We start from the raw sequence: 17,256 nt of genomic DNA, 5'->3' as shown, positions 1-17,256 counted from the left end.
ATGTCTGACGTCTTTGTAGGCCAAATCATGATGGCCGGTTTTGCTTTCGCACCCAGAGGATTTGCCGCCTGTAACGGGCAACTCCTGCCCGTTCAACAGAATGCGGCCCTGTTTGCCCTGCTGGGCACCCAGTTCGGCGGCAATGGACAATCGACCTTCGGCTTGCCCGATTTGCGCGGCCGCACGCCTTTCGGTTCAGGAGCCTCTGTCGACGGCAGCTGGCAACCCACTCCGCTCACCCAGGGCACGCCGGGCGGTTCAGAAGCTGTCACCTTGCTAGCGAGCCAGATGCCTGCGCACAACCATGCGGCCAGTGCGCTGACGACCGCGGGAACGCTCAAGAATCCCGCTGGCGCACTGTATGCCGGCAGCGGAACGGAATCGATTTACGTCGCCGCGACGGGACCGCAGGTTGCGCTGGCGCAACAGACGCTGGCTACGGCAGGCGGTAACGGCCCGCATATTAATATGCAACCCTTCCGCGTCATCAACTTCAACATTGCCTTGAGCGGTGTCTACCCCTCGCGCAACTGACCTCGCCTGACAACACCGTCGCGCGCGGCAGTGCCTTGTGGCCGCGAAGCGCAGCCGGTTTTCCCAGGTGCTACAAACCGTGTCCCGCCTTTTTACGGAGTAAGCCATGTCTGATTGTTACGTAGGTGAAATTCGCCAGTTTGCCTTTCCACGCATACCCACCGGGTGGTTTGCCTGTGACGGCAGCCTGAAACCTATTTCTGAATATCAAGTGTTGTTCATGTTGCTCGGCACCACCTATGGTGGCGACGGCGTCAACACCTTTGCCGTGCCGGACTTGCGCGGCCAGCTGCCCTTGCACCAGGGACAGGGGCCAGGCTTGACGCCGCGCACCATAGGCGCAACCGGTGGCAGCGAGCAGGTCTCCTTGACAATAGATCAGATTCCCCAGCACACGCACACCTTTTTTGCCACCAACACCACCGCCAACGCCGCAACGCCGGGGCCGACCGTGGCGCTGGGCGCCGCCACCAACGGCGACAATATGTACGCGACCAGTGCCACTGGGTCCACGCCGACGGTGCTGTCGAACGTCGCCTGCGGCCTCACCGGCGCCAACCTCCCCCATGAAAACCGCATGCCGACGCTGGCCGTGTCATTTTGCATTGCATGGCAGGGCGTCTTCCCTTCGCAGCAGTAACGACGACAGTCCACCCGACTTCACAGGAGAAAAATCGTGGCATCACCATTTCTTGGCGAGATTCAGATCTTCGGTTTCAACTATCCACCAGCAGGCTGGGCGCTGTGCAACGGCGCCACCCTGTCAGTGAACCAGAACAGCGCCCTGTATGCGCTGATCGGCACCACCTATGGCGGCAATGGCAGCACCACCTTCCAGCTCCCCAACCTGGTCGGCCGCTCCGCGTTCAGCCAGGGCACGGGACCCGGCCTGTCGCAATATGACATCGGCGAATCCGTTGGCGCCGCAAGCGTGACGCTGACGGCGCAGGAAATGCCGGCGCACCGGCATGTCATGACGGTCAACCGCCAGCCGACGGCTAGCCTGCAAAGCAATATCCCCGTCACAGACGCACTGCTGCTGGCACCGGGCAAGACGACGGCGATGACGCTCAGCATCACTCCCGACACCAGGCTGGCACCCAACGTCGTCGGCATGACCGGTGGCAACCAGGCGCACGAGAACCGCCAGCCCTTGCTGGCGCTGAACTACTGCATTGCGTTGCAGGGAGAGTTCCCCAGGTTCGACTGAAGCAGGCGGCAAGGGAAACAAGGCAGGCGCGCAGCCTGCCTTGTTTCCAGCCGCGTCAGGACACGCGGGGCAAGAACCTAGTTGAACACGGCCTGGTACAGGAAGCCGTGATTGTCGCGTGCCACCGGCACCAGGAAAATCCCCACTTCGCCGAAAGCGTCATGCTGCAGCTGGAAAATTTTCTGGTTGAAGACGATGGCGGAAGAGTTGCGGAAAAGCAGGCTGAACGGCGGGCGCAACATTCCCTGCAAGGTCGACGCCGGCAACGGACGCGCCTCCACCAGGATGAACGGCGCGTTGCCGTCGCTGACCGAGACAAACGTTTCATTCAGGCGTGGGGCAAAATGCTCGAGGGTCAGGATATCCATGGTGCGTTTCCGTTTCTGTATTGGCAGGACAGTGACTTATTCTAAATGAATCATTGTCCCATTGAAACTCTTTTAATGCGGGAGCCGCGCACGTGCGGCTCCCGCCAGCCGCATGCGTTTACCGCATCGCCTCCTGCAGCCCTGGCGCATACCCGGCGCCGTGCTTGACCTGCGCCGTGGAGGCCTTGAGGGTGGCGCCGATGGGCTCGGCGCGCCCATCGAGGCATTTCCCCAGGAAATTTTCCGTCACGGCGTTGAAGGCGATGTTGTTCACGGGCCGCGCGAAGCCATGGCCTTCATCGGGGAACAGCACGTAGGTGACGGGAATGTTCTTGGCCGCCATGGCCGCCACGATCTGGTCCGACTCGGCCACGTTCACGCGCGGGTCGTTCGCGCCCTGGCCGATGAGCAGCGGGCGCTGGATGTTCTGCGCAAAGTTCAGCGGCGAGCGTTCCTTCAGCAGCGCCTTGCCCTCTTCCGTGTTCGGATCGCCCATGCGCTTGTAGAAGCGCTGCTTGCCCGCTTCCCAGTACGGCGGGATGGTTTGCAGCAGGGTAAACAGGTTGGACGGGCCGACGATGTCGACGCCGCAGGCAAACGTCGTCGGCGTGAACGCCATGCCGGCCAGCGTGGCGTAGCCGCCATACGAGCCGCCCATGATGGCCACCTTGTCGGCGGTGGTGACGCCGCTCTGCACCGCCCATTGCACGGCGTCGAGCAAGTCGTCATGCATCTTGCGGCCCCATTGCAGGTCGCCGGCCGAGATGAACTGCTTGCCGAAACCCGTCGAGCCGCGGAAATTCACCGACAGCACGGCATAGCCGCGGTTGGCCAGCCACTGGTGATAGCCATTGTAGCCGTACGTGTCGCGCGCCCACGGCCCGCCGTGCACCAGCAGCACCATCGGCACCGGACGGGCCGGCACGCCACCGGGTCCCGCAGCGGACGCTTTCGGCAAGGTCAGGTAAGACACCAGGGTCAGTCCGTCGCGCGCCTTGATTTCCTGCGCATGCATGGGCATCAGCGGCGCGCCTTCCAGCTCGGGACGCGTGACGTACAGGCGCGTGAGCTTCCTGCCCTTGCGCTCGTAAAGCCAGCTCGACACCGGCGCCGTGACGGCGTCGACGGCGACCAGCCATTTATCGTCCGCATCGGTGCGCGACGTCACCGTGAACTGGCCTGGCGTATGTTTCTTCAGGAACGCCAGGTCGTCCTTCAAGTCCTCACCCAGCGGCAAATAGTCCTGCTGCAGGTACTCGACCGCATAGGCTTGCACGCGGCCCGTGCGCGTGTCGTACAGCGCGTCGGAAATGTCGGCGCGCGCATCCTGGGCCACCAGCGTGCTCTTGCCGCTGGCAACGTCCTGCGCCAGCAGCGCCGACGTGTTGCGGCCGCGCGAATCGGTCCAGTACAGGGTCTTGCCGTCGGCCGTAAACGCCAGCGGCGCCGTCGTCTGCGCGTCTTCCAGGCCCACATCGGCCAGCGGCGTGACCTCGACCTTGCCGTCCGTGACGCGGTAATACGCCGTGCCGCCATCGCCGCGCGCCTTGCTGGCGATGCGCAGATTGAGCAGCTCGTCGGCCACGTAGCCGCCATAGCCGTCGTTCCGCTGCACCAGGGTCAGCTTGCCGCTGGCCAGCTCCAGGCTGTACACGTCGTGCCAGCGCGCATCGCGGTTATTGATGCCGATCAAGATGCGGTCCTTCACCTTGCTGCTGATCTGGATCACGCGCACGCGGGTTTTCTCGAACGGCGTGTAATCGATCTGCTTGCCGCTGGCCACGTTCACGCCATACAGCAGGAAGTTCTCGTCGCCGCCCTTGTCCTGGATGAACAGCAGGGTCGTCGAATCGGGCGACCAGAAGCTGCTGCGGATGGGCCGCAGCTTTTCCTGCGTCAGCGGGCGCGCCTGGGACGGATCGCTGGCCGGCGCCACCCACACGTTGAGCACGCCGTCGCGCGGCGCGATCCAGGACAGCCACCGGCCATCCGGGCTGATCTTGCCGCCGGACTTGCTGGGATTGCCAAAAATCTTCGCCCGCTCGATCAGCGGCACCTCCCCGGCAGGGGCTTGGGCGTGCGCCGGCAACACGCTGGCGAACAACAGAACAGGCAGGACATAGCGAATCATGGACACCTCATGGTGGATAAATGAAGGGAAACAGCACACGTGCATGTGCCAGCAAATCATAGGCGAAAGCCGTGTTGCCAGCTTGACTACGGCGACCGGAGACGGAAATCGGGGGACAGGATGGAGAAAACGGGGGATGAAGCGATCTGTCGAGCCTGCACGGCAAGCCGATGCGCCTGCATATCGCGTTGTCGGCCAGCCTGCTGCCCGATAGCGACAGATGCGCCAAATCGCGCCGCCGCATGCGCTCGGGCTTCCTGGCACTTGCGGCAATGACGGCAATGGCGGAGTAAAAATGCTGAGCCTGACAGCCGATGTGCAAGCGATTGCGACGACATCCAGACCGGCCACCGTTCGCGCATGCTGCGGTCAGCCGCGGTCGCACTCAAGTGGCGGAGCCCTCCCCAACAGCTCGACCTGGCCACCCGCTTGCGGGCCGCGCCAGCAAACTGCGCCAGTCTCGCTGCTGCCTGTGCGCCGGTCGGGCCCGGGCAGTCCGCCCTTTGCAGCGGAATGCGACATGGCGGTCGCTCGGTGCCGCCGGCGGCATCCCGGCCAAGCTGCCGCCGTACACCTGATGGCGGCCGCTGACAGTGTTTCCTGGACAGTTAAACCACAGCAGCGCTGAACGATTCGGGCTGCCGCGCAAGCAGATGAGACAGCCGTTGAAGACCCGCCTGCAAGCGCCCACGGTCCTTGATGCTGCCCAAGGAGATGCGAATTGCATTCACGTATGCGCTGCCCGTTGCGAATGCCTCCGCCGGCGTGACCGCGATGCCGGAGCTGGCGGCGGCCCGCGCAAGCTGCGTAGAGTTCCAGTACGCCGGCAACTCGAGCCATACATGCAGGCCGTCGCCAAGGCCGCTGTAGCGTCCCGCCAGAATATCGCGAGCCATCCGGTGGCGCAGGCGCGCCTCCCTGCGCACGCCTTCCATCAATCCGTCAGCCGAACCGTCGAGTATCCACTGAGTGGCGAGGGCGGCCGTCAGAGGGGCGGCCATCAGCGCAAATGACCTTAGCGCGACCAGGAAACGTTCGCGCTCGACCGGGTCGCGTATCAGCACGAAGGCGACCCGCAAGCCGGGCGTCAGGCATTTCGACAAGGTTGCGATGTAGTACACCTGTTGCGGGGCAAACGTGGCAATCGGCGGCGGCGGGGCATCGGCAAGGAGCCAGTAGGGATCGTCCTCGACGATGCGTACATTGCGGCGCTTCGCGATGCCGGCGAGCTCCTTGCGCCGGCGCTCCGGCATGGTGATGGCGGTCGGGTTCTGCAGTGTCGGATTGAGGTAGACCAGCCCGGGCTTGTGCTGGCGGCACGCTTCCTCTAGCATCTCAGGCACCATCCCGTGCCTGTCCGCTGCCACCGCAATGACGTGCCGGCCGAACTGGGTCGCTGCGGCACGCAAGCCGGGATAAGCCACGGGCTCCGCCAGGATGACGTCGCCAGGCGCCGTCAGCGCAAGGATCAATGCGGCGATCGCCGCTTGCGCACCCGGACAGACAAGCAGCTGCCCTGCATCCACATGTCCAAACATCGGCGCCAGCCATGTGGCTCCAGCCTTGCGGTCGGACTCGCTTCCCCCGCCCAAGTGGTAAGTCATCAGTAATTCATTGTCTGCCCTCATCAATACTTGAGACAGACCTTGTTTCAGCATATCGTCGAAGTCCACGCCATCCGGCGGTGGCGGGGTATTCATGCTCAGGTCGAGGATCGCGGTCAATTCGACTTTTGGCGCCGCGACATAAGTGCCCCGGGCGCCGCGGCCCTCCAGCAAGTTGCGGCGCCTGGCTTCGTCGTAGGCGCGCGTGATCGTCGTCAGGTCGACATCCAGCCGTGCCGCCAACTGGCGCTGCGGAGGCAGGCGGTCCCCCGGGGCCAACGATCCGTCTGCCACCGCCGCCTGCAAGGCATCCGCAATCTGCAAGAAACGTGGCCCCCTGTTCCCGGCCAATCGCGGCAACCAGATAGTCAAATCGTCATCTTGCATGGTTTTCAACTGGGACATTTTGTCTCAATGTATGGAAATTGTTTTCAAGTAGTATGCTTCAGAACGTGGAGCAATACCATTCTTGCATGGCCGTTGCCGACGTTTTCTCCTCTCTCATCTGCATTGGCAAGCCACTGCGCCGGATGCCATTGTTATTTCATGGCTAGCTATAATGAAAGATTCAAACAGGATGCCTGGGGGGATGGCTGGAACAGAAGCTGCTGACGCAGCGTTTTGAGGTAGCGCTCCTCATGGTAGATAGTGTCAAGTAATAGACTGGAAATACTCAAAATGATGGATTGGACCCCTATAGTCTTCGTGACGTTCAAGGCTCTCGTGCTCTGCACGGGCATGTTCTTCGCCATCAAGTGGCATTACGATCAAGGGAAGAAGGACAAGGACAAGGCGAAGCAGAATCGCGCGGTGCTGCGCGCGAGCGGCAAGGTGGTCGCCATCTTCATGCTATCGCTGCTGGCCTTGGGGATCGTCACCTTCGTCGTCGTCAGGATGGTCGGTTTGGAGATGACCTTCCCCTGATGGCAAGGAATGGCCGGCCGAAATCCAGTGATGCGGCGGCGATCGTGCAGCGGCGATGGGGCACATCGCTGTTAGCCCCTGATGGCTTGCCGATTAATCGTCGCGCGGCGATGCCGATGCCATTACCAGCGCGGGCCCTGCCCCGCCTGCCGATGCGGCCGTGGGCATTGGCACATTGCCCCTGAATTTGATTTGATGTCATCTCTGCGCAGCGGGCCCACCCGGCGGCATTGGATGTAGGCTGCCCATCTGTCACGCGTAAACGGAAAAACCCAGCACCGATATTAGACAATTATCTAATATACAGTGCTGGGTTTCTATACAGCTTGCGCCGTAACTCCTTGAATCTAATGGTCGGGGCGAGAAGATTCGAACTTCCGACCCCATGCACCCCATGCGCGATGAGACCAAGCCAGAACACGCATGGATGCTACATATAGGGAGTGAATCGTATAATATACAGTGCTTTTCGATAAGTACTCGAGCCCGCATGTTCCGGCGTTTTTTCTTCGAAAATTATACATTTTCACACCGGTTTTCTCGCAGCCCACCGTCCTCCACGCATCCCACGCCCACTTCTGGAAAAAATTCGCTGAAGCGGTGTAATTCAAACTCTTTTATTCGTGAACCCCACGGAGTCACCACCTCAGTTTGTACCTACAGCTATACCTACAAGATGTCCTTTTCTTTTGCGACTGCTGTACGAACTCATAGTCATGGCTATGATCGGGCAGCCGCCGGAAGGGGCCTCCAAAGATGCATAAAACGATGATTAGTTATATAATTTGCAGTTATCTTTGAATTAACTCGTGCTCGGTATTTCCATATTTCGTCGATGGAGATATAGTATTCCTCAATAAAATTAAGGTCACCTATGAAATGCCCTCACTGCTTAGTAGAAGTTCATGAATCGTTCTCCTCTTATAACGTCTACGCGTTCCAGGAACGCTTCCAAGCAAAAAATGCACAAGGTACGTTATGTCAATGGCAGACCAGTTCAATGGTCTGCCCAGCGTGCAAAAAGGGAATTATTCGATTAATCGAGCAAAATATTCAAGGCGCAGAGCTATCAGAATTGCAAGTCTTGCCATTTGGGACATCTCGAAATCCAGTCCCTGCCGAAGTGCCTCCCAACTTAGCTGAAGACTATATCGAAGCCGCTCAAGTCCTTGTATTTAGCCCCAAGGCCTCCGCCGCACTGAGTCGTCGTTGCCTGCAAGGCATTCTTCGGGATAACGGATTCACCGAGAAGGACCTTGCTCCGGCAATCAAAGCCGTTGTGACCTCCGGCAAGCTACCTGTGACACTGGCAGCTAGCTTAGATGCGGTGCGAAACATTGGCAATTTCGCGGCACATCCTACAAAAGACACCAACACCGGGATGGTGTTGCCAGTGGAAGCTCATGAGGCTGAGTGGAATTTGGACGTCCTTGATGGGCTATTTGACTATTTCTATGTGCTGCCAGCGAAAGAAAAAGCCAAGATCAATGAATTAAACAAGAAGCTTGCTTCTGCCGGGAAGCCTTTAGTGCAGTAAGCAAGCGTTAGTGCATACCATCCGCTCCATGAAACTGGAAGTGGTCTCTTGGTGGATACATCTGGAGACCACTACGACCTCACGCAAAGGGCATTTCTCGCATGAACATCAAGAAGGAAGCCAGAAACACTTATAACCCCTTAACAGCTTTGCACCCCGTCTCACTTCGCCCAGAATTAGAAGATATGGCGCGCGAACTGTATCGACTTGCATGCAAAGGCTCTGAGCCATTGTGGAAAGAAATGAAGGGGCTAGACAGCTTCCAAGGTAATCCGGAGATACAGTCGAAATTTCTCTTTGCATCGCATGCGGGCATGAATGCAGCACAAAAAAAAATCATTGAACTCGTTCAGTCACACGAACCTCTCACTGACTCTCACGATGTGCTTATCAAAGGCATAACTGATGCGATGGTATGGCAATTAATTGGACATCAACTTTGCCACGCGCGCCGATTTTACAAAGAACACCCCCCGGTAAACTTAAAGGAATCAAATTTCGAATCAGTCGTTTTCTGTGCAAACGAGCGAGCAAAAGAAGACCCAGGAAGTATTTCCATCATTTCAGATCTAACCTCTTTTGTACAAGTTGGAGATTTACTCTGCCTAGATTCGCGAGGTCAGTTCAGCATCGCTGAGGTAAAGGAAGGTAAGAAAAATCACGAAATCATGGATTTCATGAAGTTCTTCATTGAAACGCAGTGTGATCATGCCTTTAACCACTTCGCACAAGAACAAGGCAAGTCAGGCATGAAGCAGTTACAACGCATGCTCCGACAAACGGGCCGGATGAACCACGTTACTGAGGTGATGTCAAAAGGGAAATCCGTTGATCCAGATACAGAACACATTGTCACTATTCCTGAAGAGTTCGTCTATGTTCCCAAGTGGGACGAAGAGCTAAACAAAATCCTTGCAAGTAGCGACTCTCAAGGCTGGGGCTATCACGTCATTGATAATTGTCTCTTCATGGGAGCTTATTCCAAGGATGCATTTAAAGGGGGTGGACACGCAATATTTAACATGTTGTTCGATGAAGTTGAAGGTAGTTTGGAGTCGCCAAGATGCAGACTTAACGATTGCATGACTATCCCACTCGCGTTACCTGTGTTCAATCTCAACATACCTGACGAACATAAATTTGATCTCCTCTTCGGGCGAAAGAATGTATGTCTTGGACTAAACATCACTAACTTTCTTGATAGTTTAAAAAAAGTGGGAGTGAACGTCAGAGAGGGAACTAACAAAGAGACCAGTCATTTAGAACAGAAAGGAGCAACCCCCTACAAGTGGAAAGGTAAAGCAATATTTGTAGGAAACGGTAAAAATGAAGTGTGCCTCTCGGACGGCCTGTTTATAAGAATCCTATTCCATGGGCAGCGCCCCCTTGAGACTGTACAAGCAATATTAAACAACCTGCCCACCGAGCAAGTAGACTAGGGATGATCGCGAACGCCAAGCGACGCGGGCCGGGGTCAGGTCTGACATTTGGACACGGCTTCTGCTTTAATAGAACTGCGCCGTGAAATTCGCCCTCCGTTGAGCTTTTGGCCAATCGTCAGACCTGCCCCTCGCTTGCAAACATCCAGCCCGTGTTCATTTTTTCACACGCGGCGGAAGTGGATCAGCTACAGCTATGAGGCGTTCCGCTGGATACTGCTGGAACAAATCCTCTTCTGTCACAAGAGAACCATCGAGCCAGCCGTGATACTGGTAGGGGTCGAGGATCATCACCATCCGCTTTTCATCATCCGGCTTGTGGAAGCGCTGCATGAGCGGGTGGCCATCGGCGTTTATCGTCAGCATCGAGAACGACAGCAACAAATCTTGCGGCCGGAATTCCCATATCCCAGCGATGGCGGCCAGCATGCCATCGGCGCGCTCGATGCGCCAGCGAACCGGTTTTCCAGTCTCATAGCAAGGTTCAAAGAAATTATCCGCCGGAATAATGCAGAACTGTTTGCGCTTCCAGGCATTGCGGAAGGATGGCTTCTGCGCCACCGTTTCGGTGCGGGCGTTATAGGTCTGGCGCGCCAGCTTCATATCGGCCCAATGTGGCACCATCCCGAAACATGCCGGCGCGACTTCCAGCTCGCCGGGCACCTCGTGCGAGGCGCGAATGATCGGCGCCATGTAGCCCGGCCAGGCTTCCGGCGGCAGGTCAAACTGGGGGGAGCGGACAGCGAAATGCTGTTCGATTTGATCGCTACGGCTGGGGGTATAGTCGGCGCACATGCAATTTATTCTACCTGCCTTCTGGCATTGGCGGCGGCTCCGTCCCGACAAAACACAGCCAGGACTGCGCATAGTCGCAAAATTGCATATCCACTTTACTGCGCTCAAACCCTGACAACACCATGCGCCCGTCCCGATACCAGAGCAAATTCACATCGAACAGTGTGTCAACGTATTTGCCGCTCTCGCCGTAAGTGAATCGGGCCAGCTTCACCAAACGGTGCAAGCCCTGGTCTGTCGTTTCAACGACTTCCAACGTGCCGGGCCGTGCCGAGTTGTAGCGATCATGCAGCCGTCGCTTGGGCACCTCCACCCCAGCAAGGCGCATCTTTAACATTTTAACAATCATCATGACACCCAAATAAAATACTGTACATACATACAGTATATCAAGAGTTCTTGAGGCCGCAATACGCGGCGATGATGCGTCGGCGTGAAGATGAATGATCGTCAGCATAGAGGCGCCATACATAGCACAGAGCCGCGCCAGGACGCGGAACAGCGCGAAAACAACGTCGTTCCCACGTCGCAACACTACCCGCACGAAAAACCGCTCAAAGTGCGTCAAAATGCGTCAAATCGCATGCCGCCACTTCGCCCCTCCGCGCCAGTCCTCATGCGCCTTCGGCCATGTTGCAAATTTGAGTCAAAAGCCCCCTATATAGCGGGCAGGTGTGGAGGGGGGACAACTGCGCGCGCCGGGCCGAAACGGGGCTTTTTCCTTGCTTTCATCGCAACGTCATTCGGCGGGACGTGAAAAAGCCGCCTCGTGGGCGGCTTGTGCGGTGGCTGGGGCGCTTCGGTGCGGCTGGGCTATCGCGCCCCTGCCCTACCGGCTATCGCGGCGTGCTGGTCATCCTGGGCGGCCGGCGCGGGCCTTCGCCGCCTGCTCCTTGTCGTAGTCGTCGCGGCAGTCCGCATTGCAGAACAGCAGCGCGGGCGCCAGCGCCTCGTCGCAGTAGTGGCAGCAGCCATGCGCCACCAGGGCGGGCCGGCTGCGCACGGCGGCCAGGCCGCGCGCCACCTCGGCGAAGATGATCTTGTCCGTGTTGTCGATATGGTCGCTCATTGCGCGCCCTCCCCGCCCGTGGCCAGGTCATACGGCGCGAAGCGCACCACTTCCACGCCCGCCCACTCGTTGATCGCCATGAACTGTGCCTGCAGCGGCACCAGCTCATTGCGCGCGAAGACGCGCGCGGCCGGTTCGACGGCGCCGAAGCCGCCGGCATTGTTCGGCAGGATGCCCATGAGCTGCGGCGGCACGCGGTGCGCGGCCAGCTGGTCGTCACGCGTCACGCTCTTGATGTTGAAAAACTCGTCCTTGGCGGCCACGTCCGACACCGGCAGAATCTGGATGCCGTCCTTCTTGCCGTTGGGCGCGTACATGAACAGGTTGCGGAAGTTGCCCGGCCCCTTGCTGTCGCGCATGGCCTGGCGCAGGTTGTCCACGTCCTGCGTGTTCGCCGCGGCGTCCGTCATGTAGAACACGAAACCGGCGTGCGAGCCATTCTTGTAATACTTGCGGCGGAACAGGGTGGCCGCCTCGTTGAGCCAGGCCGACTGCAACGCGCTCAGGTACTGCGGCACGCCGTACAGCTCCTGGTTCACGTCCGGTTCCATCAGGTGGAATACGCGGCCCTTGTCGAACTGGTGCACGGCCTGGTAGCCGTTCACGAAAAAATACGTGTCCAGATCGACGCCGCGCCGCATGTACTTGGCCAGCGCATGCTGGTATGCCAGCGCCTTGCCGCTGCGGCTAGGCCGGTCTTCCAGGTAGGCATTGCCAAAGGTCAGATAGTCCAGGGCCATGCGCTTGAAGCCATCGCGCGACAGGTATTTCGTCGGCATCAGGGTGGACGTCAGCACGTTGGCCTTGAAGTGGATGGCGCTGCTGTGGTGCACGCCGGCATTGAAGGACTTGGCCAGGCCCGCCAGGTTGACGGGCGGCTCATACCAGTGGCCGTTCTTCCAGCATTCGAAGCAATCGAGGATATCGGCGTGTTCGAGCACGGGCGTCGGGTCGCCGAAGGAAAACGCCTCGATGCCGGCGGCGGCCGGCGCCGTGGCCGCTGTTGATGGGGCGCCCTGGGCCTGCTGGCCGCGCGCGCGCAAGTGTGGTGCTTTTCTCAAGAATAAATCTCCATGAAAGATTGATGGTTGTCGGTGGTGCCTTCGAACGGCTCGTGATCGAGGGCGTGCATGCAGGCCCACGCCAGATCGGCGTGGCCGGTTTCGTCGCTGCGGCCGGCGACATAGGTCACGTGCCGCCCGCTGGGGGTCAGGGTCTTGTGGATGGCCATGAAGGACTGCGCGATGTCCGTCCAGCCGGCGTCAAATTCCAGCCGGCCCTTGCTGATGATGTTTTTGGCTTTTAGCACCATGCGGGTTTTGACTTCGGGCGAGTAATTCAGCGCCGTGACGGCCGGGAAGAAGCCGCGCACGATGGGCAGCACGCCGATGCCCATGCCCGTGGTATCGATGCCGATGTATTCGACGTTGTAGCGCTGGGTCATCTGGCGGATGGCGTCGGCGTGGTCTTCGAAGCTCTGCCCGCGCCACTGGTGGCGCTCCAGGATGCGGAACTTGCCACCGGCCGTCATGGGCGGCGCCAGCACGACGCAGCCGGCGCTGTCGCCGTTCAAGGCCGGGTCGTAGCCGATCCATACGGGCCGGTTGCCGAACGGGCGCAGGCCAAGCAACGGCTTGTAGTCGTCCCATTCCACCCAGGAATCGACCATGCAGCGCTGCAGCTCGGCCAGCGGGAAGACCGAGGCCGAGTCGTCAATAAAATTGCACATCAGCAGGTTGTCGAACTGGTCCGGGCTGTATTCGAAGTTGCGCAGCTCGTCGATGTCGAACAGGTTGCAGCCGCCGCGCTCGGCATCGAGGATGGTGACGATCTGGCGCCATATCTTGTCCTCGCCCGTAAAGCCCGACGACAGGCGGCCGTGGCTCACGTCGATGTTCACCTGGTCCGCCTTGGCGCGGCGCTTGTTGAACAGCTCGCCCGTCCAGAACGGGTAAGCCTGGTGCGTGGTCGAGGATGGCGTGGAAAAATAGGTCTTGCGCCACTTCTTGTGGATGGCCATGCCCGAGGCCACCTTGTTCAACTCCTGGAAATTCTGCGTCCAGAAGAATTCATCGAAATAGAAATTGCCGTGGTAGCCCTGCGCCGTGCGCGCGTTGGTGCCCAGGAAGTACAGATGCGCGCCGTTCGGCAACACGATGGGGTCGCCCGTCAGCTCGATACCGGCCGCCTCGCGCGCGAATTGCACGATGTATTGCTTGAAGACGTGCGCCTGGCTTTTTGAGGCGGACAGGAAGATCTGATTGCGGCCCGTTGCCATGGCGTCGACCAGCGCCTCGCGGGCGAAGTACCAGGTGGCGCCGATCTGGCGGGACTTGAGGATGGCACGCGTGCGCTGGTCGCCGTTGCGGAACCACACCTTTTGATAGTCGAAGAGCGAATCCTGAAAGGCGTCGAGCAGCTGAATGCGCTGCTCGTCGCTGAAGTCGTTGCGCGTCGGCTTCTTCTTCGGCCCAGCATTGCGATTGGCCAGCTTGGGGTTGAGATCGACCTCGTTACCGCCCGGCTGCTCGTAGCGGCGCACGCGCGCCATCTGCACGATGGTGCGCGCCAGCAGATCAATTTCCTTGTAGTCGCTGCCGCTCTTGACCTCTTTTTCGATCAGTTTCACCAGGCGCAGCTCGGCCGACGCCTCGACGTGCTCGATGGCCTGCGCCTTGTCCCATTCGTCGCGCTCTTTCCAGCTATTGATGGTGCTGCGCTTGATCCCCAGGTGGCGGGCGATGGACGAAATGCGCCAGCCCTTCCAGTACAGGGCGCGCGCGGCTCGGCGCGGCTCGGATTCGGGCACGGCCAGTTCGCCGATGATTCCATCGACGGTTTGTTCGCTTGTTTTCTCGATTGTCAGCATGCCGCCAGCGTAGGCCGCGCGCGCGCGGAGCGGGGGAAGGCAGAAGTCGCTATGGCCCATAGCAACCCGCACCGCATTGAATCGCGGCGCCAAGACGTTGACCATGGCGTTATCCGATCAACCGAGAACGCCCATCATGTCCAAATCGAAATTCTTCCGCGTCGCCACCGAAGGCGCCACCACGGACGGCCGCAACATCGACCGCGCCACCATCGAGCAGATCGCCGCCACCTACAACCCGAAAACCTACGGCGCGCGCATCTGGCTGGAGCACATTCGCGGCATCCTGCCCGACAGCCAGTTCAAGGCCTACGGCGACGTGATCGCCGTCAAGGCCGAGGAAGTGGACACCGACAGCGGCAAGAAACTGGCCCTGTTCGCGCAGATCGAACCCACGCCGGAACTGGTGGCCATCAACAAGGCCAAACAGAAGCTGTACACCAGCCTGGAAATCCAGCCCAACTTTGCCGACTCGTCGCAACCCTACCTGGTCGGCCTGGGCGTCACCGACAGCCCGGCCAGCCTGGGCACCGAGGCGCTCAAGTTCTCCGCCGGCCGCAAGCAGCAAGCCGCCAACCTGTTTACTTCGGCCGTCGAGGTGACGCTGGAATTTGACGAACCGCAGGGCATCAAGCTGGCCGACGCCATGAAAAACCTGCTGTCGCGCTTCTCCCATAAATCCGGCGCCGACGCCGCGCAGTTCGCCGACATCAGCGAAGCCGTGCAGGCGCTGGCCGGCCACGTCGTCACCGCCAACGACAACTACACGGGCGCCCTGGCCCGCCTGGAGAAAACCGAAACGGCCTTGAAGGCCACGCAGGACGAGCTGGCCGCCTTCAAGGCGCAGATGGACGAGGCGCCCGGCAACGGCCCGCGCCGCCCGGCCGCCACCGGCAACGACGGTGCCGTGCAGACCGAGTTTTAAGCGCGCCCGCCATCCACCAACACCCCATTCAACAACGGAGCAACGATTTATGAAAAAGCAAACGCGCCAGGTCTTTGGCCAGTATGAAACCCGCCTGGGCCAACTGAACGACACGAACAACGTGGCCAAGACCTTCAGCGTCACGCCCAGCGTGCAGCAGAAGCTGGAAACGAAAATGCAGGAATCGAGCGAGTTCCTGTCGAAAATCAACATCATCGGCGTGACCGACCAGGAAGGCGAAAAGCTGGGCCTGGGCGTCTCCGGCCCGATTGCCGGCCGCACCAACACCAAGGACAAGGAACGCAAGACGCGCGACCTGTCCACCATGGACGGCACCAAATACCGCTGCGAACAAACCAACTTCGACACGCATTTGAGCTATGCCAAGTTGGACGCCTGGGCCAAGTTCCCCGATTTTCAATCCCGCGTGGCCAACGCCATCCTCACGCGCCAGGCGCTCGACCGCATCGTCATCGGTTTTAACGGCGTGAAAGCCATGGCTGATACCGATCTGGACGCCAACCCACTGTTGCAGGACGTGAACAAGGGGTGGCTGCAGCACCTGCGCGAGTTGGCACCCGAGCGCGTGCTGGGCCTGATCGCCAACGGCATGCCGGGCAAGGTCATCATCGGCGACGTGGACGGCGCCGACTATGCCAACCTGGACGCGGCCGTGGCGGACGCCATCAACCTGCTCGATCCCTGGTATCAGGAAGACACGGGCCTGGTGGCCATCGTCGGGCGCAAGCTGCTGAACGATAAATACTTCCCGCTGGTGAACACCAAGCAGGCGCCCACGGAAACCCTGGCGGCGGACATCATCATCAGCCAGAAACGCATCGGCGGCGTGCCGGCCGCGCGCGTGCCTTTCTTCCCCGATAACGCCATCCTCATCACGCGCTTCGACAATCTGTCGGTGTACTTCCAGGACGGCGCGCGCCGCCGCCGCGTCGAGGACGAGCCGAAACGCGATCGCATCGAGAACTACGAGTCGTCCAACGACGCCTACGTGATCGAAGACCTGGGCCTGGCCGCGCTGGTGGAAAACATCGAGCTGAAAGACAAGTAATGGCGAACCAATCCCCCGCCCTGCGCCACCGCGCGCGCATGCTGGCCGAGCGCACGGCCGGCGCCGCCGCGCCGCAAGGCGTCACCACCGGCACGGCCTACGAAATGATGCTCTACAAGCTGGCCGACGACCGCCGCCGTCTGAAATCCATTCAGTCTGTTGAACGCAAGATCGAGGTCAAGGCCACCATACTGTCCGACTACGCGCAATGGATCGACGGCGTGCTGGCCGGCGGCAAGGGCGCTCAGGATGACGTATTTGCCACCTTGCTGGTGTGGCACATCGACACGGGCGAATACGACCGCGCCCTGGTCATGGCCGCCTACGCCTTGGAACACAAGTTCACCCTGCCCGACACCTACAGCCGCGACATCGCCACCCTGATGCTGGACGAATTCGCCGAAGGCTACCTGCACGGCAAGCTGGCCGCCGATCCGCAGCATGCCGCCCAGGTGCTGGGTCAGGTGGAACAGCTGACGGCCGCCAGCGACGCGCCCGACCAGGCGCGCGCCAAGCTGCACAAGGCGATTGGCTTGGCCATGATCGCCGTGCTCGATCAGGCCGACGACACGGACATCACGCCGGCGCTGGTGGCAGAAGCGGAAACGGCCATGGCCCAGCTGAAACGCGCCCGCGCCCTGTCCGAATCGTGCGGCGTCAAGAAAGATATGGAACGGCTGGAGCGGCGCCTCAAGCGCGCGGCAGGTTCCACGTAAGAGCATCCCCCGCAGCACGGCGGCACGGGGGGATTCTGGCTAACGCATTGGCAACAATCTCGGCCT

At 60.0% G+C, this 17,256-nt stretch carries 18 protein-coding genes; 10 read left to right on the top strand and 8 right to left on the bottom strand.

Translation table 11 applies throughout. The features are described 5' to 3' along the window. From YQ44_RS06265 to YQ44_RS06255, 3 genes are all read left to right on the top strand, one after another. Complete coding sequence (locus YQ44_RS06265) at window positions 1–534, top strand: phage tail protein (RefSeq protein ID WP_071322652.1); 534 nt, start codon at window positions 1–3, stop codon at window positions 532–534. A gap of 106 nt (window positions 535–640) precedes the next feature. After that, window positions 641–1,174, top strand: a complete 534-nt coding sequence (locus YQ44_RS06260; protein WP_071322651.1) for a phage tail protein — start codon at window positions 641–643, stop codon at window positions 1,172–1,174. A 36-nt stretch (window positions 1,175–1,210) separates the two neighbouring features. Further along, window positions 1,211–1,744 (top strand): phage tail protein, encoded by a 534-nt coding sequence (locus YQ44_RS06255; RefSeq protein ID WP_071322650.1) that lies wholly within the window; start codon window positions 1,211–1,213, stop codon window positions 1,742–1,744. 77 nt (window positions 1,745–1,821) lie between these two features. Here YQ44_RS06255 and YQ44_RS06250 read toward each other — a convergent pair whose 3' ends face one another. Both YQ44_RS06250 and YQ44_RS06245 read right to left on the bottom strand, forming a co-directional pair. Further along, entirely contained in the window at window positions 1,822–2,112 is a 291-nt protein-coding gene (locus YQ44_RS06250) for a DUF6916 family protein (RefSeq protein ID WP_071322649.1), read from the bottom strand. A 118-nt stretch (window positions 2,113–2,230) separates the two neighbouring features. After that, entirely contained in the window at window positions 2,231–4,243 is a 2,013-nt protein-coding gene (locus YQ44_RS06245; RefSeq protein WP_071322648.1) for a S9 family peptidase, read from the bottom strand. 170 nt (window positions 4,244–4,413) lie between these two features. Between YQ44_RS06245 and YQ44_RS29660 the strand changes: the two genes are divergently transcribed. Then, entirely contained in the window at window positions 4,414–4,536 is a 123-nt protein-coding gene (locus YQ44_RS29660) for a hypothetical protein (protein WP_257786877.1), read from the top strand. A 315-nt stretch (window positions 4,537–4,851) separates the two neighbouring features. Here the strand turns inward: YQ44_RS29660 and YQ44_RS06240 are convergent, their stop codons facing one another. Beyond that, window positions 4,852–6,234: an aminotransferase-like domain-containing protein gene (locus YQ44_RS06240; RefSeq protein ID WP_071326289.1), complete on the bottom strand. Its 1,383-nt coding sequence runs from the start codon at window positions 6,232–6,234 to the stop codon at window positions 4,852–4,854. 291 nt (window positions 6,235–6,525) lie between these two features. Between YQ44_RS06240 and YQ44_RS06235 the strand changes: the two genes are divergently transcribed. From YQ44_RS06235 to YQ44_RS28700, 3 genes are all read left to right on the top strand, one after another. Then, on the top strand, window positions 6,526–6,771 hold the full coding sequence (locus tag YQ44_RS06235; protein WP_071322647.1) for a hypothetical protein: 246 nt from the start codon (window positions 6,526–6,528) through the stop codon (window positions 6,769–6,771). Between the two features lie 874 nt (window positions 6,772–7,645). Further along, window positions 7,646–8,308: a DUF4145 domain-containing protein gene (locus YQ44_RS28065; protein ID WP_232251063.1), complete on the top strand. Its 663-nt coding sequence runs from the start codon at window positions 7,646–7,648 to the stop codon at window positions 8,306–8,308. A gap of 101 nt (window positions 8,309–8,409) precedes the next feature. Next, window positions 8,410–9,747 carry a hypothetical protein gene (locus YQ44_RS28700; RefSeq protein WP_156894712.1) on the top strand — a complete coding sequence of 446 codons (1,338 nt, stop codon included), beginning with the start codon at window positions 8,410–8,412 and terminating at the stop codon, window positions 9,745–9,747. A 156-nt stretch (window positions 9,748–9,903) separates the two neighbouring features. On the opposite strand, the gene YQ44_RS06225 is transcribed toward YQ44_RS28700, so the two are convergent. The 5 genes from YQ44_RS06225 to YQ44_RS06205 form a co-directional block, all read right to left on the bottom strand. Beyond that, window positions 9,904–10,542, bottom strand: coding sequence for an SOS response-associated peptidase (locus YQ44_RS06225; RefSeq protein WP_071322645.1), 639 nt, complete (start codon window positions 10,540–10,542; stop codon window positions 9,904–9,906). 10 nt (window positions 10,543–10,552) lie between these two features. Further along, complete coding sequence (locus tag YQ44_RS06220) at window positions 10,553–10,999, bottom strand: hypothetical protein (protein WP_156894711.1); 447 nt, start codon at window positions 10,997–10,999, stop codon at window positions 10,553–10,555. Window positions 11,000–11,395: 396 nt separating this feature from the next. Continuing rightward, entirely contained in the window at window positions 11,396–11,611 is a 216-nt protein-coding gene (locus YQ44_RS06215; protein ID WP_071322643.1) for a hypothetical protein, read from the bottom strand. Beyond that, a complete protein-coding gene (locus YQ44_RS06210) occupies window positions 11,608–12,672 on the bottom strand; it encodes a phage portal protein (protein ID WP_232251062.1) in 1,065 nt (354 codons plus the stop codon). The genes YQ44_RS06215 and YQ44_RS06210 overlap by 4 nt, the downstream gene beginning before the upstream one ends. Beyond that, the gene (locus YQ44_RS06205; protein ID WP_071326287.1) at window positions 12,669–14,480 is read right to left on the bottom strand and encodes a terminase ATPase subunit family protein; all 1,812 of its coding nucleotides are present in this window, start codon (window positions 14,478–14,480) and stop codon (window positions 12,669–12,671) included. Before YQ44_RS06205 ends, YQ44_RS06210 begins: the two co-directional genes overlap by 4 nt. A gap of 136 nt (window positions 14,481–14,616) precedes the next feature. Between YQ44_RS06205 and YQ44_RS06200 the strand changes: the two genes are divergently transcribed. The 3 genes from YQ44_RS06200 to gpM are packed head-to-tail and all read left to right on the top strand — an operon-like array spanning window position 14,617 to window position 17,190. After that, complete coding sequence (locus YQ44_RS06200; RefSeq protein WP_083411669.1) at window positions 14,617–15,405, top strand: GPO family capsid scaffolding protein; 789 nt, start codon at window positions 14,617–14,619, stop codon at window positions 15,403–15,405. Between the two features lie 49 nt (window positions 15,406–15,454). After that, window positions 15,455–16,474, top strand: a complete 1,020-nt coding sequence (locus YQ44_RS06195) for a phage major capsid protein, P2 family (RefSeq protein WP_071322641.1) — start codon at window positions 15,455–15,457, stop codon at window positions 16,472–16,474. After that, window positions 16,474–17,190 (top strand): phage terminase small subunit, encoded by a 717-nt coding sequence (gpM, locus tag YQ44_RS06190; protein WP_071322640.1) that lies wholly within the window; start codon window positions 16,474–16,476, stop codon window positions 17,188–17,190. The genes YQ44_RS06195 and gpM overlap by 1 nt, the downstream gene beginning before the upstream one ends. Window positions 17,191–17,256: the final 66 nt, after the last annotated feature.

The sequence above is a fragment of the Janthinobacterium sp. 1_2014MBL_MicDiv genome (genome assembly GCF_001865675.1).
Lineage (GTDB): Bacteria > Pseudomonadota > Gammaproteobacteria > Burkholderiales > Burkholderiaceae_D > Janthinobacterium.
Note: the sequence above shows the minus strand (reverse complement) of the source record. Positions and strands in the feature narration are given on the sequence as shown.

Coding starts and splice junctions, on each gene's coding strand:
- YQ44_RS06265 (WP_071322652.1), top strand. CDS start 1: ATGTCTGACGTCTTTGTAGGCCAAATCATGATGGCCGGTTTTGCTTTC.
- YQ44_RS06260 (WP_071322651.1), top strand. CDS start 641: ATGTCTGATTGTTACGTAGGTGAAATTCGCCAGTTTGCCTTTCCACGC.
- YQ44_RS06250 (WP_071322649.1), bottom strand. CDS start 2,112: ATGGATATCCTGACCCTCGAGCATTTTGCCCCACGCCTGAATGAAACG.
- YQ44_RS06245 (WP_071322648.1), bottom strand. CDS start 4,243: ATGATTCGCTATGTCCTGCCTGTTCTGTTGTTCGCCAGCGTGTTGCCG.
- YQ44_RS29660 (WP_257786877.1), top strand. CDS start 4,414: ATGCGCCTGCATATCGCGTTGTCGGCCAGCCTGCTGCCCGATAGCGAC.
- YQ44_RS06240 (WP_071326289.1), bottom strand. CDS start 6,234: ATGCAAGATGACGATTTGACTATCTGGTTGCCGCGATTGGCCGGGAAC.
- YQ44_RS06235 (WP_071322647.1), top strand. CDS start 6,526: ATGATGGATTGGACCCCTATAGTCTTCGTGACGTTCAAGGCTCTCGTG.
- YQ44_RS28065 (WP_232251063.1), top strand. CDS start 7,646: ATGAAATGCCCTCACTGCTTAGTAGAAGTTCATGAATCGTTCTCCTCT.
- YQ44_RS28700 (WP_156894712.1), top strand. CDS start 8,410: ATGAACATCAAGAAGGAAGCCAGAAACACTTATAACCCCTTAACAGCT.
- YQ44_RS06225 (WP_071322645.1), bottom strand. CDS start 10,542: ATGTGCGCCGACTATACCCCCAGCCGTAGCGATCAAATCGAACAGCAT.
- YQ44_RS06220 (WP_156894711.1), bottom strand. CDS start 10,999: ATGCTGACGATCATTCATCTTCACGCCGACGCATCATCGCCGCGTATT.
- YQ44_RS06215 (WP_071322643.1), bottom strand. CDS start 11,611: ATGAGCGACCATATCGACAACACGGACAAGATCATCTTCGCCGAGGTG.
- YQ44_RS06205 (WP_071326287.1), bottom strand. CDS start 14,480: ATGCTGACAATCGAGAAAACAAGCGAACAAACCGTCGATGGAATCATC.
- YQ44_RS06200 (WP_083411669.1), top strand. CDS start 14,617: ATGTCCAAATCGAAATTCTTCCGCGTCGCCACCGAAGGCGCCACCACG.
- YQ44_RS06195 (WP_071322641.1), top strand. CDS start 15,455: ATGAAAAAGCAAACGCGCCAGGTCTTTGGCCAGTATGAAACCCGCCTG.
- gpM (WP_071322640.1), top strand. CDS start 16,474: ATGGCGAACCAATCCCCCGCCCTGCGCCACCGCGCGCGCATGCTGGCC.